Raw genomic sequence first — 13,011 nt, forward strand, 5'->3', positions numbered from 1 at the left:
CTGGACCCCTTCACTGGTCGGCCTGTGGAATCCAACTCGGACTCCGCGCCGCAGTGCGACAACGCCCCCGCACCCGTACGTCAACGTTTCTTGGTATCCCAAAGCCTGAAGAGTCGGATATTTCCAACATCTGGCAAAGAACGCGGGCTCACAACATACCCGGCGTACAGCTTTCGAGCCGCGTTCCCGAGCGGCATGCTGCTATGCGGTCACCGACCACGGGAGGGAATGCCGATCAAGTCGCGAAATCCACTACCACCCAGGGAAATCGGTCAGAACAAGGTTCAACGATCTGGCGAGCACGAGCCTAACATGCCTCGATCCGGATCGAGCAACATTGGCACATGGTTCTCGGCCTGGAGCCCGCAACGCGCGGGACTTTCTCCGGGCGGCACACTCGCGCCGAGCCATCCGAACGCCGGTCGGGAGGATCTCAATAGCGGGCATTGTCTCAGCGTTCACGGCACGGGCGGACGTCATCGGCAACACGAGGCGTCGCATCCGGTTTCCTGGCTCCAGCGCGATTACTCTCATAAACAAACGATCATGAGCCGCTCAGACCGCGAATCCGGGATCGGGGTCCATTCCGCCGAATCCGTCTGGCGATTCGGACTCGGTGTCTGGATCAGGGTCGGTGGTTATCGACTGGTGTTCCTCGGCGAAGTCCGGGTCACGATCCTCGCGAGCGGTGTGAGCCTTCTTGTTCTCACCTACGGTGCCATCGCGCTGGGTCATCGTTCCTCCCGATCCACTGGGGGCTATTCGGATTGGGTGCGACAATCGCGCACTGCATCACGTACGCGGTCGAACAACGCCAGCGGCGGCCCGAATACCACATTTGCGGTCGCGGATTCGCCGGCGCGCGGATGCGGACGCGTCGGCGCGACGGCTTCGGCGACACGGACCGCGGGCGCGCTCTTGCCCGGACAGGCTTGCGTGTAATGGAGCGAACTCCTCTTTTTCCTCTCTTTTTCCTCCATCTCGGCGTGTTCGATCACCGATTCGGCGAAGTCGTGGAACTTGGCCGCGAACTGGTCATGCGTGACCCCGAGGTCATAGAGTTCGGCCAGCACGTGTTTGGCTTCGTCCTCTTCGTGAAGACGATCGTCGACGATCCCCCCCGGCGACCTCAGCGCGCCGGACGCCGGATGCACGACCTGTTCCTCAGCGCTCTCGTGCACGGCCAGCAACCGGACGAGATCCTCGAAGAGTTGGCGTTTGACTTCCCCCGAGGCCGTTTCTACCTGGTGCAACAAGTCCTTGATCTGCGTGTGCTGTTGCTGCAGCAATGCGATGACATCATCCTGCTGGGTCGATATATGGCTCACCTCCCAGTTCGAATACCGATCAACGGCTGCGGCCAACGCGGCCCGCTCACGGCCTACCCGGGCACCAGATGACCAAACACCAGTCCCGCCCGTATCAGGCGGTGGCCTCACAGGATGGGGCGGCCGCCGGTGACGGCCAAGCGGGCTCTCGAGATGTAGCTGGCGAGAAGAACGTAGGCCGGCGCTAGCTCGGCGGGCTGCCCGGCGCGGCCCAGTGGCGTGTCGTCACCGAAGGAAGCAACCTTCTCCAGCGGCATGGTCGACGGGATCAACAGAGTCCAAATCGGTCCTGGTGCAACGCTTTTCACGCGAATACCCTTGGGACCCAACAGCTGCGCAAGGCTGGCGCAGAGATTCGCGATCGCGGCCTTCGTTGCCGCGTAGGGAGCCAGAGTGGGGGAGGGCATATCGGAGTTGACCGAGGAGCTCGCGATGATCGATCCGCCCGATTGCATATCCGGCAGAGCCGCTTTGCGCCTCGGCCGCCCGCCGGCCATGACCGACGAACAGATCCGCCAGGCCCGCGCTCTGCTGACCCGCCCCGACGAATCGGGTCCTCGATCGCCCGGCTGCTCGGCGTCTCCCGGTCCACGATCTACAAGTACGTACCCGAGCTGACCCAGGGCAGCCCAGGGCAACTCATCGCCGGAGAGGACCGACTGATGCCCAACGTCAGCAAGTACAACGAGCCGCTGCCGTCTCGCCGAGCAGCCGAGGCGTAGCACTCAGTTCATGTTGCGACCTCGCGCACCGGCTGGGTGTGGGGGTGAGTTGTCCTGACCCTGTTGCCGCAAATCACCAGGTCGAAACCGGATAAAACCGGAAGGGTAACGAACTGTGGATCCCGTTGCCGAAGTGCCAGCGCCGGGGGCTTACTGGATATGCAACGGTTGCCGCAGCAAGATCGGCATCCGTTGCAAGGCAACCCTTTTCATTCATTTTCGGCTTGGAGTCCGACCATGGCACCTGTTCTCACTTCCCTGACACCCGCTTCCGGCCCTGCGACGACTTTCAGCTCTGTGGTGATCACCGGCTCCGGGTTCGCCAATGTCGGCCCCTTGACCGTGCGGTTCGGTACCACGGCAACCACATTCACCATCGACTCCGACACCCAGATCACGGCCATCTCCCCGACGGGGACAGGCACAGTGAACGTCACCGTCAAGGTGGAACTGGACGGCACCAGCAACGGACTGCCCTTCACCTTTGTCTGACGGCGGGTGTGGCTGGGCCGTCGGTGGGCAATTGCCTGCCGACGGACCAATCCGCGTTGCGGTCACGGGTAGGGGCAGTAGAGACCGCGGGTCCGATCGCGACGTGTGCGAGAAACACCGCAGGTCGATGCCCAGATGCCGGGTGACCTCACGCAGCGCGCCTCTAGTGCAGCCGCGAGAGACCAGGCTATCTTTTGAGCCAGCCCACTCCAATACGTCACAGTGACGTATTGATGGGATCCCGCGAGCCTAGGGGAGCGACCCAAAGGAGGTCGCCGAAGCCAAACCCTGGGCCACATCCAGCCAATCCATGCCGAACAGGAAATTTTCCACCAAATGGCATGTAGGCCAGAAATATTCATCCGAGCCAATGTACGCCTGCGCGCGCCAGCGTTTTCGCGCAGGGAAGTACATGCACACAAGGCGCCGCCAAGTCGAGCCGGCAGCGCCACATACACGCGAACACGCAACGCACACAATATCTTTCAAGATCAACACCGCCGCCGTAACAGCGCCGATAATCAACATTATGTCAAGTTGATGGCTCACACCTGTCGGCAGTGACCCGGCCCCATGCCCCCTATCCACAGCCATCGCGGATTCCTCGTATGGATGGGAGTTCGTGCGGATGCCCGGGCCCATTCTGCCGATGAACCCCGGCAAGCCCCTCTTCCGCAGGCTCGGAGCCATAGGGTTTCTGATACCGCTCGGCTTCCTGCTCTTGGTCACCGTCGTACTCCCACTGCTGTGAACCTGACCCTGGAAGGTCGGCGGCCGCCCCCGCGAGGGCGGCCGCGAGCTGGAAGAGATGCCTCTCCCCTACATCGGCGTGATCGCACGGACGACGAGCATGCGCTGGGGGCTCGGGCAGATCAGGTTGTCCCAGGGCAGGGACAGAGATTCGGTGTTGTCGGGCGGGTAGACGCGCAGGGTGCTGGTGCGCAGGGCGGCGCAGTCGTTCACCTGCTTGGGGTAGCTGATGAACTCGAATTGGGCGGCGCCGCCGTTGGCGGACAGGGTGACCTGGGTGGCCTGCGGGGCTTGGGGGCCCTTGTCTCGTTCGGCGGGTTCGCCGACCGGGTCGCCCTGGGGTCCGTTGGTTTGGGAGACGCCCGGGAAGCCTTCGAGGGTGCAGGCGGTGGAGCTCTTGTTGATGAACTTCAGGAACCAGGTGCCGCCGATCTGACCGCCGTGACCCTTGTCCAGGATCAGTTGCGACGTTGTGCATTTCGCGGTGCCGGCGGGGGCCTTGGTGGTGGTGGGGTCCCCGGCCGGGGCTCCGGTCGTCGGGACCGGGGCGTCGGTGGTTCCGGGGGTGCTGCCGCCGGGCTGGTTGGGCTGACCCGGTTGAGTGGGCTCGCCCGGTCGAGTGGGTTGGGCGGTGGGCTGGGTCGTCTGGCCGCCGGGGGCCGTGGTGGGCAGTGGCTTGGGTGTGTCGGACGGGTCGCAGGCGGTGGTGCCGAGAACGACCCCCGCGGCGAGTGCGGCGACAACCAGTGACTTGATTCCCATGAGAAACCTCCAGATGCGAAACCCGACCAAAGACATGCATGGTGCACATCAGAGGGGTCGGAGCGGCCGTTACGGCCCTCCAGGCGACAAATCCGTGGAATCACCTGTGGGTCAACACAGTTCGTCGTAGACTGCCGCGAAAACCCCTGATCCGGGTGCGCTTGGCGAAAGCGTTAACAGCTACCGGAATTCTTTGTGCCCCCAAAAGATGGGGCCGAACGAGGCGCTTCTCCCCCGCCGCGAGGTCAGCGCCCGGATCACCGATCGGCGGGCCCGATGGACCGCCTGGGTCCGAGCGACGCATGGATGTCGTTCGCACTCCCGGGCGGCAACATCGCCTACTGTCTGGAGCAGGTCGCCTGGTCGGCCTCTCCCCGGGAATTCTCCCCACACACACCGAAGCAATACTTGATTGATTCCAGAAAAAGGGGCAGACTTCGTGGTGTGCCCACGCCTACCGATTTCGAGCGCATGTTGCGCGGGGCCGCTCTGCGCGTGACCGCACCGCGGCTCGCGGTACTGACCGCTGTGCACGACCACCCGCACTCCGACACCGATACGATCCTCGGCTTCGTTCGCGAAACCCTGGGCGGCGTGTCCCACCAGGCCGTGTACGACGTGCTCAAAGCCCTGACCACCGCGGGGCTGATCCGCCGAATCCAACCCATGGGATCGGTCGCGCTCTACGAAACGCGCGTCGGTGACAACCACCACCATGTCGTGTGCCGCACCTGCGGCGTCATCGCGGACGTGGACTGCGCCGTCGGCGAGGCCCCCTGCCTCACCGCCTCCGACACCAACGGCTTCGCGCTCGACGAAGCCGAGGTCATCTATTGGGGTTTGTGCCCCGAATGCTCCAAAACCGCTGCCACACAAAACAAGTAGCGGCCACACTCGTGGTCGACAACAAGATCACATCCATGGAAGGACGACACACCGTGCCTGAACACCCGCCCATCGGTGAAGCCAATACCGAACCCGCCGCCGGTGGCTGCCCCGTCTTGCACGACCGGAATTCCGACCCGGCCGAGGGCGGTAACGCCAACCGTCAGTGGTGGCCCAACCAGCTCAACCTGAAGATCCTGCAGAAGAACCCGGCCGTCGCCAACCCCATGGACGAGGGCTTCGACTACGCCGCCGAGTTCAAGACCCTCGACCTGGCCGCCGTCAAGGCCGACATCGTCGAGGTCATGCGCACCTCCCAGGACTGGTGGCCCGCCGACTTCGGTCACTACGGCCCCTTCTTCATCCGCATGTCCTGGCACGCCGCCGGCACCTACCGCGTCCAGGACGGCCGCGGCGGCGCCGGAGCCGGCATGCAGCGCTTCGCGCCCCTGAACTCCTGGCCCGACAACGCCTCCCTCGACAAGGCCCGCCGCCTGCTGTGGCCGGTCAAGAAGAAGTACGGCAAGAAGCTGTCGTGGGCCGACCTCATCGTCTACGCCGGCAACGTCGCCCTCGAGGACATGGGCCTCCCGACCTTCGGCTTCGGCGGCGGCCGCGTCGACCAGTGGGAGCCCGAAGAGGACGTGTACTGGGGGCCGGAGACCGAATGGCTCGGCGACGCCCGCTACACCGGCAAGCGCGACTTGGACAACCCGCTCGCCGCAGTCCAGATGGGTCTGATCTACGTCAACCCCGAAGGCCCCAACGCCAACCCGGACCCGATGGCCGCCGCAGTCGACATCCGCGAGACCTTCGCCCGCATGGCGATGAACGACGAGGAGACCGCCGCACTGATCGTCGGCGGCCACACCTTCGGCAAGACCCACGGCGCGGGCCCCGCCGACAGCGTCGGCGCCGAGCCCGAAGCCGCACCGCTCGAGGAGCAAGGCCTGGGCTGGGTGTCCAGCTACGGCACCGGCGTCGGCAAGGACGCCATCACCTCCGGCATCGAGGTCACCTGGACCCCCACCCCGACCAAGTGGGACAACACCTTCCTCGAGACGCTCTACGGTTACGAGTGGGAACTGTCGGCCTCCCCCGCCGGTGCCCACCAGTGGGTCGCCAAGAACGCCGAAGCGATCATCCCCGACGCCTTCGACGGCCCGGCCAAGCTGCCGACGATGCTCACCACTGACCTGTCGCTGCGCATCGACCCGGTCTACGAGCAGATCACCCGCCGCTGGCTCGAGCACCCCGAAGAGCTCGCCGACGCCTTCGCCAAGGCCTGGTACAAGCTCATCCACCGCGACATGGGCCCCAAGGTCCGCTACCTCGGCCCCGAGGTGCCCGAGGAGACCCTGCTGTGGCAGGACCCGATCCCGGCCGTCGACCACGAGCTCATCTCCGACGCCGACGCCAAGGCTCTCAAGGCCAAGATCCTCGACTCGGGCCTGACCGTGGCGCAGCTGGTCTCCACCGCGTGGGCCGCGGCCTCGTCCTACCGCGGCTCGGACATGCGCGGTGGCGTCAACGGCGGCCGCATCCGCCTGCAGCCGCAGGCCGGCTGGGAGGTCAACCAGCCCGACGAGCTCGCCCAGGTGATCCGGGTCCTCGAAGGCATCCAGGCCGACTTCGGCAAGCCGGTCTCCTTCGCCGACCTGGTCGTGCTGGCCGGTAACGCCGGCGTCGAGAAGGCCGCCGAGGCAGCCGGTTTCGCCGTCGAGGTGCCGTTCCACGCGGGCCGCACCGACGCCACCCAGGAGCAGACCGACGTGGAGTCGTTCGCGATGCTCGAGACCGCCGCCGACGGCTTCCGCAACTACGTCGGCAAGGGCACCCGCGTCCCCGCGGAGTACCTGCTGCTCGACAAGGCCAACCTGCTGACCCTGTCCGCGCCCGAGATGACCGTCCTCGTCGGCGGCCTGCGCGTGCTCGGCGCCAACTACCAGGGTTCGCAGCTGGGTGTGTTCACCGACAAGCCCGGTGTGCTGAGCACCGACTTCTTCGTGAACCTGCTCGACATGTCCACCAAGTGGGCTCCGGCCGACTCCGAGGACAGCAGCTACGTCGGCACCGACCGCGCCACCGGCAAGACCGTGTGGACCGCCTCCCGCGTCGACCTCGTCTTCGGCTCCAACTCGCAGCTGCGGGCCCTGGCCGAGGTGTACGCCGAGGACGACTCCAAGGAGAAGTTCGTCAAGGACTTCGTCGCGGCCTGGACGAAGGTCATGGAACTGGACCGCTTCGACCTCGCCTGAGGTTGATCCGGCCGGTGTGACCGGTTGAGACGATGCCCCCGAACCCGTTCGGTTCGGGGGCATCGCGCGTCTCGGGGATCGGTCAGTCGACGATCCGGGTGCGGACGCGGCCGATGAAACGGCGCGCGACATCGGTGCCCTCGTGGTTGTAGGCGTTCATCAGGTCGGTGAGTTCATCGACCAGCACCCGCAAGGCCGGGGAGTCGACACCGTCGGCGTCGGTGGCCCACCCGCGGGGAATGGCGCCGACCGTGATCAGAATGCCCGCCTCGGCGGGGGCTTCCACCGAGTAGGTGAGCAGGTCCGGAGCATCATGTACCGCGCTCAGCACGGCGATGTCCTCGGCGATCATCTCCGCGATGCGCGACAGGCTCGCGTGCCGCCCCGGACGCGCGTGGCGCACACCGTAACTGCGCTCCCCCGGCCGCGCGGCCGACCGACTGGTTTTGGCCAGTATCCGATCGAGCATGCGTTGCGCGGCCGCGCGTTCGGCCGCCCCGGTGCGCGGATGCTCGATCAGACTGCGCAGCCGCTGGATTCGGCCGATCGTTCCCGTGGGCATGCCCTCCCCTTTCGCCGTAGCACCTTGATCATGCCAGCGCCCTGCTCTGTCGTGGCCGGGGTTGTCGGCCACGACTTTTCGAGTGGACAGTGATGCATACGCATGTCCGCATGCGACTATAGGTCTTTTGCCGACATATCGGTGACATAAAAGTGAAACCTGTTCTATTGTGGTTGAGTGGATGTCACATACGAGAACACCCGACGCGAAATCGCCACGGACAAAGGCGTTCTGCGCTACCACGAAGCCGGGGACGGCCCTCCCCTACTGCTGCTCCACGGATCCGGGATCGGCGTCAACGGGTGGCGGAACTTCCGCAACAACCTGGGCTTCTATGCCGACCACTTCCATTGCTACGTCCTGGAGTTCCCCGGATTCGGCGTCAGTGACCCGGTCCCCGGACACCCCGTGCTCACCGCCGTCGACTCCGTCATCCGGTTCATGGACGCTCTCGGACTCGACTCCGCGGCCATGATCGGCAACTCCATGGGCGGCGTCGTCGCCTTCAATGTCGCCATGGCACACCCGCAGCGGGTCGAGAAGATCATCGCCATCGGCGGGGTCGGGCAGAGCCTGCTCGCCATGACCCCCAGCGAAGGCACCCGGCTGCTGTCCGAATTCGCCGACGCACCCTCACGCGAGGGCCTCATGCGGTGGCTGCGCTGCATGATCTACGACCCCAAGATGATCACCGACGACCTCGTCGAGGAACGCTGGGCCGCCGCCACCGATCCCGCCGCGCAGGCCAGCCTCAAAGCCATGTACGGGTCGGAAGCGCTTGCGCTGCAACAGCAGTTCCTGGAGAACTCCCCCACCCCGCCCTACTGGTCCATGCTGCACAAGATCAAGAGCCCGGTCCTCATGACCTGGGGCGGCGACGACCGCCAATGCCCCACCGACATGGCCCTCATCCCGCTACGGCAGATCCCCAACGCCGAACTGCACATCTTCCCCCAATGCGGGCACTGGGTGATGTACGAGGCCAAGGAAGCCTTCGAACGCGTCACCCTCGAATTCCTGCATCGCTGAGCAGGACCACCGGGTGGGCCGCGACCAGCCCACCCGGACCACGCTCAGCGACCGCCGAACACCGTGGCGTGACACGAGGTGAGCAACGCCGCCAGCTCGTCCCCCTGCTTGTCGTCCAGCACCGCGAACGCGGGCGCGATCAGATCCTCGGTGATCTGCTCGGCCTGCATCCAGCGGCCCTTCAACTCCGCGGTGATCTCGTCGAACGGCTCCGGCCAGCCGAAATTGCGCGCCTGATCCGGGCCCGGCTTCAACGGCGACCCCGCGATCAGCACCGCCTGCAACGGCGTCAGACCACTACCCAGCACACCGATCAGATGCAGGCCGCCGCGCAGCTCCCGCAGAATGTGGATCAGCTGCAGCACCAGGCCCGGCGCGTCCTCCGCCAGCGGCAGCGCCCGCCAGCCCGCGAACAACGGCACACCGACCGGATTCGCGGCGGCCACCACCGGCAGCAGGAGCTCCGCCAACCGGCCCGAATCGTCGAAGTCCGCCAGTTTGCGGCGGCCGAAGTCCTGGCACGCCGTCAAATAGCCGGTCGCGCCCGCCTCCGCCGACATCCCCGCGGTCGACTCCCACGCCTGCCGGATGGCATCGGGACGGAAGAAACCGAACGCCGCGGTCACCACATCCGCGTCCACGTCACCCAGCACGCCGCCACGGCCACGCGTATAGCCCGGCAGGAAGCCGGGGACACCGGTGCTCTCGGCGAAGGATCGGGCCTCCCGGGAGAACATGAATCCCCCGCCGATCTGCTGAATCTGATCCTTCACCGCGGACGCTACCGACATGTCCGATCCTCTCTGAACGGAAAGCGCAATCGATCCGAGACTATTGGAGGCCCGCCACCCCATGCACCCGGGTCACCCGAAAGCGATCCGGAACACACCCCGAAAACCAAACCGGCTGCCCTGAAAAGGGTTTCGAACCCGTACGTTAACCTTCAAGTGGTGCTAGGACATTCACATGCGACCAGCGGCGCGCTCGCCTGGTCGGCGGCTGCCGCGGCGCTGCCGCTCACCGTCTTGACCTATCCCGCAGTGCAATCCGGGGCCATCGGCTCCGTCGATCTGGTGATGGGCACCTTCCTCACCGCGGGCGCGGCGCTGCTCCCCGACGCCGACCACCCCTCGGGAACCATTTCCCATGTGCTCGGGCCGGTCTCGCACTACGCGTGCAAGTTCATCTCGTGGATCTCCGGCGGGCACCGCCACGGCACCCACTCCTTCGCCTTCGTCGCCGCCGTCACCTACGGCACCTGGGCCGGGGAACACCTGCTCGGCCGCAACTTCACCCTCGCCCTCGTGTTCTTCCTGCTCGCCCTCGCGGTCAAGGCACTGGGCCTGGCCCCCAGCGGCGACGGCCTCAAATCCTGGGGCACCGTCGTCATCCTCGCCGTCTGCGGCACCTTCGCCATCGACCACTGGATCAGCGACAAACCGCTCTGGCTGCCGTTCTCCGTCGGCCTCGGCGCCCTCGCCCACCTCATCGGCGACTGCCTCACCGACCGCGGCTGCCGGCTGCTGTGGCCGCTCAAACTCCGCACCCGCGTCCCGATCATCGACCGCACCGGCAACAAGGTCGAAACCATGGTGCTGGTACCGCTGTTCGCCCTCGCCACCCTCGCCCTGCTCTGGTACACGATCACCCACCAGCCCTGACCCCGGCTCGTATGATCACGAAGACCACCGCAGCGGCCAGAACGGAGTCGGGCATGAGCGATCGCGAAGAACTGAGCTGGGAACTGTTCGGAAACGCCGGCCGGGAACTGGCCCAGCTCATCGCCGACGACGGCTTCGAACCCGACCTCATCCTCTCCATCGCCCGCGGCGGGCTCTTCGTCGCCGGCTCCCTCGGCTACGCCCTCGACGTCAAGAACCTCCACGTCATGAACGTCGAGTTCTACACCGGCGTCGACCAGCGCCTGGACCTGCCGGTCATGCTGCCGCCCGTGCCCAGCGCCGTCGACCTGACCGGCGCCACCGTGCTGGTCGCCGACGACGTCGCCGACACCGGCAAGACGCTGAAACTGGTGCGCGACTTCTGCTCCGACCACGTCGCCGAGGTCCGCTGCGCGGTCATCTACCAGAAGCCGCATTCCGAAGTGGACTGCGAATACGTGTGGAAACGCACCGACAAATGGATCAACTTCCCCTGGTCGGTGCAGCCGCCGGTGGTGGAACGCAAACACCGCGTCCTGGACGCCTGAGCCAAACCCTGTACGCGGCAAAGACAACGGCCCGGAACCACCAGGTTCCGGGCCGTTCGTTGAATTGTCGCGAGTAGGTCAGACCAGCTCGGCGGACAGGATGGTGATGGCCTCGACCGGCACATCCTGGTGGCCGGACTTGTTACCGGTCTGCACACCCTCGATGGCGTCCACGACGGCCTCGCCGTCGACGACCTTGCCGAACACCGCGTACCCGAAGCCGTCCTGGCCCGGGTAGTTCAGGAAACCGTTGTTGCTGGTGTTGATGAAGAACTGCGCGCTGGCCGAATGCGGGGCCGAGGTGCGCGCCATGGCGACGGTGTACTTGTCGTTCTTGAGACCGTTCGCGGCCTCGTTCTCGACCGTCTGCGGGGCCGGCTTCTGCTGCATGTTCGCAGTCAGGCCGCCACCCTGAATCATGAAGTTCGGGATCACGCGGTGGAACACGGTGTCCGCGTAGTGGCCCGACTTCACGTAGTCGACGAAGTTGGCAACGGTCTTCGGTGCCTTGGCGTCGTCCAGTTCCAGGGTGATGTCCCCGGCGGAGGTCTTCAGGAGCACTTTGGTCATGTTGCCCATCGTATGGGAGCGCCCAATCCAGCGACCGAGCGGCACCGAATACCCGCTCCCCTCTTCGAGGTTCATTGGTGATGGGTGTGGTCAGGAAGGTGTGTGCGGTCGTGAGTGCCGGAGATTGTTCGAAACGGAGTCACATGTTTAGATGCGCATAGTTCCATTTCCTAATGGTCGATTCGGATGGCCCCGGCGAGCCCGGGACCCAACCTCAGGCTTCGTACAGTTCGAGCGGCAGTCCGTCGGGATCGACGAAGAACGCGAACCGCTTCCCCGTGTACTCGTCGACCCGCTCCTCCTCCACGACCACTCCCCTCCCCCGTAGCTCGGCCAGGGCCTCCCCCACATTCGGCACCACGAACGCCAGGTGCCGCAGGCCGGCCGCCTCGGGCCGCGAGGGGCGTGGCGGCGGCTCCGGAAACGAGAACAGCTCCAGCTGCCCGCCGTCGGGCAGGGCGAGATCCAGCTTGTACGAGCGCCTTTCGGCCCGATAGTTCTCGGCGAGGACCCGCAGGCCGAGGATTTCGGTGTAGAAGGACTTCGACTTCTCGTAATCCGACGCGATGATCGCAACGTGGTGAATTCGCAGCAGCCGCATCTCGGCAACGCTAACGCACACCATTTCGCAGGGCGGGGATGGCGAGGTCGAGGAATTCGCGGACGAGTGTGCCGGGGTCGGCGGCGACGGCCAGGCAGGTTTCGGAGCCGGGGGCGTCGGTGACGGGGCGGTGGACGAGGTCGGGGCGGACGTAGGCGCGGGCGACGCTGCGGGGCACGATGAGGAGGCCGTGGCCGGAGGCTATGAGTTCGAATTTCTCCTCGAGGGAGGGGGTTCGGCGGGCCGCGAGGTCGAGCATGCGTTCGCTGTCGAGGTCGGCGAGGGTGAGTTCGGGGCGGGCGGCGAGGGGGTGGGCGGCGGGGAGGCAGGCCACGCCGGGGTCGTGGCCGATGGGGATGACGCGGAGGCCGGTTTCGTCGAAAGGCCGCCGGAGGTAGGCGATCTGGGCGCGGCCGTCGCGCAGGGGTGCGTCGCGTTCCCACCAGCGGGCGGGGACGACGTCGGTTTCGACGTCGGGGTGGCGGGTGGAGAATTCGCGGAGGATCTCGGAGACGTGGAGCCCGACGGAGAAGGCGACGACCAGGCGGCGGACGCCGCGGTCGGCGTTGTGGACGCGGCGGACGGCGGCGTCGACGGCGGCGAGGATGCCTTGTGCTTCCTCGTAGAGCTGGTGTCCGGCGGCGGTGAGTTCGACGGTGCGGGTGGTGCGGAGGAGCAGGGTGCAGTCGAGTTCGCGTTCGAAGGCTTTGATCTGGCGGCTGAGGACGGGTTGGGCGATGTAGAGCTGTTGCGCGGCGCGGCCGAAGTTGCGGTGCTCGGCTACGGCGGCGAAGTAGCGGAGCTTGCGCAGGTCCAGATCCATACCCTCACGGTATCAATTGC

General features: G+C 65.9%; 14 protein-coding genes and 1 pseudogene. 6 read left to right on the top strand and 9 right to left on the bottom strand.

Annotated elements, in window-relative coordinates; translation table 11 throughout:
• Positions 1 to 555 precede the first annotated feature (555 nt).
• The 3 genes and pseudogenes from ACQPYY_RS18265 to ACQPYY_RS18275 all read right to left on the bottom strand — a co-directional run.
• Positions 556 to 735: a hypothetical protein gene (locus ACQPYY_RS18265; RefSeq protein ID WP_433590289.1), complete on the bottom strand. Its 180-nt coding sequence runs from the start codon at positions 733 to 735 to the stop codon at positions 556 to 558.
• Between the two features lie 23 nt (positions 736 to 758).
• Entirely contained in the window at positions 759 to 1,364 is a 606-nt protein-coding gene (locus ACQPYY_RS18270) for a hemerythrin domain-containing protein (protein WP_433590290.1), read from the bottom strand.
• Positions 1,365 to 1,435: 71 nt separating this feature from the next.
• A pseudogene (locus ACQPYY_RS18275) lies at positions 1,436 to 1,801 on the bottom strand (SDR family oxidoreductase); the annotation flags it as partial.
• Between the two features lie 486 nt (positions 1,802 to 2,287).
• Between ACQPYY_RS18275 and ACQPYY_RS18280 the strand changes: the two are divergent.
• Positions 2,288 to 2,542 (top strand): IPT/TIG domain-containing protein, encoded by a 255-nt coding sequence (locus tag ACQPYY_RS18280; RefSeq protein ID WP_357289723.1) that lies wholly within the window; start codon positions 2,288 to 2,290, stop codon positions 2,540 to 2,542.
• Between the two features lie 819 nt (positions 2,543 to 3,361).
• Here ACQPYY_RS18280 and ACQPYY_RS18285 read toward each other — a convergent pair.
• The gene (locus ACQPYY_RS18285) at positions 3,362 to 4,054 is read right to left on the bottom strand and encodes a DUF4232 domain-containing protein (protein ID WP_433590291.1); all 693 of its coding nucleotides are present in this window, start codon (positions 4,052 to 4,054) and stop codon (positions 3,362 to 3,364) included.
• A 471-nt stretch (positions 4,055 to 4,525) separates the two neighbouring features.
• Here ACQPYY_RS18285 and ACQPYY_RS18290 point away from each other — a divergent pair, with 471 nt between their 5' ends.
• A complete protein-coding gene (locus ACQPYY_RS18290) occupies positions 4,526 to 4,939 on the top strand; it encodes a Fur family transcriptional regulator (RefSeq protein ID WP_379100286.1) in 414 nt (137 codons plus the stop codon).
• A 35-nt stretch (positions 4,940 to 4,974) separates the two neighbouring features.
• Entirely contained in the window at positions 4,975 to 7,197 is a 2,223-nt protein-coding gene (gene katG, locus ACQPYY_RS18295; RefSeq protein WP_433590292.1) for a catalase/peroxidase HPI, read from the top strand.
• A gap of 82 nt (positions 7,198 to 7,279) precedes the next feature.
• Here katG and ACQPYY_RS18300 read toward each other — a convergent pair whose 3' ends face one another.
• Positions 7,280 to 7,759: a hypothetical protein gene (locus ACQPYY_RS18300; protein WP_433590293.1), complete on the bottom strand. Its 480-nt coding sequence runs from the start codon at positions 7,757 to 7,759 to the stop codon at positions 7,280 to 7,282.
• A gap of 177 nt (positions 7,760 to 7,936) precedes the next feature.
• On the opposite strand from ACQPYY_RS18300, the gene ACQPYY_RS18305 reads away from it, so the two are divergent.
• Positions 7,937 to 8,788, top strand: coding sequence for an alpha/beta fold hydrolase (locus tag ACQPYY_RS18305; RefSeq protein WP_433590294.1), 852 nt, complete (start codon positions 7,937 to 7,939; stop codon positions 8,786 to 8,788).
• Between the two features lie 44 nt (positions 8,789 to 8,832).
• On the opposite strand, the gene ACQPYY_RS18310 is transcribed toward ACQPYY_RS18305, so the two are convergent.
• Positions 8,833 to 9,579: an SCO6745 family protein gene (locus tag ACQPYY_RS18310; protein ID WP_433590295.1), complete on the bottom strand. Its 747-nt coding sequence runs from the start codon at positions 9,577 to 9,579 to the stop codon at positions 8,833 to 8,835.
• 159 nt (positions 9,580 to 9,738) lie between these two features.
• On the opposite strand from ACQPYY_RS18310, the gene ACQPYY_RS18315 reads away from it, so the two are divergent.
• Both ACQPYY_RS18315 and ACQPYY_RS18320 read left to right on the top strand, forming a co-directional pair.
• Positions 9,739 to 10,449 carry a metal-dependent hydrolase gene (locus ACQPYY_RS18315; protein WP_379099898.1) on the top strand — a complete coding sequence of 237 codons (711 nt, stop codon included), beginning with the start codon at positions 9,739 to 9,741 and terminating at the stop codon, positions 10,447 to 10,449.
• Between the two features lie 53 nt (positions 10,450 to 10,502).
• Entirely contained in the window at positions 10,503 to 10,997 is a 495-nt protein-coding gene (locus ACQPYY_RS18320; protein ID WP_433590296.1) for a phosphoribosyltransferase, read from the top strand.
• A 78-nt stretch (positions 10,998 to 11,075) separates the two neighbouring features.
• Here ACQPYY_RS18320 and ACQPYY_RS18325 read toward each other — a convergent pair whose 3' ends face one another.
• From ACQPYY_RS18325 to ACQPYY_RS18335, 3 genes are all read right to left on the bottom strand, one after another.
• A complete protein-coding gene (locus ACQPYY_RS18325; RefSeq protein ID WP_357085817.1) occupies positions 11,076 to 11,567 on the bottom strand; it encodes a peptidylprolyl isomerase in 492 nt (163 codons plus the stop codon).
• A 214-nt stretch (positions 11,568 to 11,781) separates the two neighbouring features.
• The gene (gene gloA2, locus ACQPYY_RS18330; RefSeq protein WP_433590297.1) at positions 11,782 to 12,168 is read right to left on the bottom strand and encodes an SMU1112c/YaeR family gloxylase I-like metalloprotein; all 387 of its coding nucleotides are present in this window, start codon (positions 12,166 to 12,168) and stop codon (positions 11,782 to 11,784) included.
• Positions 12,169 to 12,178: 10 nt separating this feature from the next.
• Complete coding sequence (locus ACQPYY_RS18335) at positions 12,179 to 12,991, bottom strand: LysR family transcriptional regulator (protein WP_433590298.1); 813 nt, start codon at positions 12,989 to 12,991, stop codon at positions 12,179 to 12,181.
• Positions 12,992 to 13,011 lie beyond the last annotated feature (20 nt).

Origin of the sequence: Nocardia sp. CA-145437 (genome assembly GCF_050956485.1) — a bacterium.
Lineage (GTDB): Bacteria > Actinomycetota > Actinomycetes > Mycobacteriales > Mycobacteriaceae > Nocardia.

Coding starts and splice junctions, on each gene's coding strand:
- ACQPYY_RS18285 (WP_433590291.1), bottom strand. CDS start 4,054: ATGGGAATCAAGTCACTGGTTGTCGCCGCACTCGCCGCGGGGGTCGTT.
- ACQPYY_RS18290 (WP_379100286.1), top strand. CDS start 4,526: ATGTTGCGCGGGGCCGCTCTGCGCGTGACCGCACCGCGGCTCGCGGTA.
- gloA2 (WP_433590297.1), bottom strand. CDS start 12,168: ATGCGGCTGCTGCGAATTCACCACGTTGCGATCATCGCGTCGGATTAC.
- ACQPYY_RS18300 (WP_433590293.1), bottom strand. CDS start 7,759: ATGCCCACGGGAACGATCGGCCGAATCCAGCGGCTGCGCAGTCTGATC.
- ACQPYY_RS18280 (WP_357289723.1), top strand. CDS start 2,288: ATGGCACCTGTTCTCACTTCCCTGACACCCGCTTCCGGCCCTGCGACG.
- ACQPYY_RS18320 (WP_433590296.1), top strand. CDS start 10,503: ATGAGCGATCGCGAAGAACTGAGCTGGGAACTGTTCGGAAACGCCGGC.
- ACQPYY_RS18335 (WP_433590298.1), bottom strand. CDS start 12,991: ATGGATCTGGACCTGCGCAAGCTCCGCTACTTCGCCGCCGTAGCCGAG.
- ACQPYY_RS18310 (WP_433590295.1), bottom strand. CDS start 9,579: ATGTCGGTAGCGTCCGCGGTGAAGGATCAGATTCAGCAGATCGGCGGG.
- ACQPYY_RS18325 (WP_357085817.1), bottom strand. CDS start 11,567: ATGACCAAAGTGCTCCTGAAGACCTCCGCCGGGGACATCACCCTGGAA.
- katG (WP_433590292.1), top strand. CDS start 4,975: ATGGAAGGACGACACACCGTGCCTGAACACCCGCCCATCGGTGAAGCC.
- ACQPYY_RS18265 (WP_433590289.1), bottom strand. CDS start 735: ATGACCCAGCGCGATGGCACCGTAGGTGAGAACAAGAAGGCTCACACC.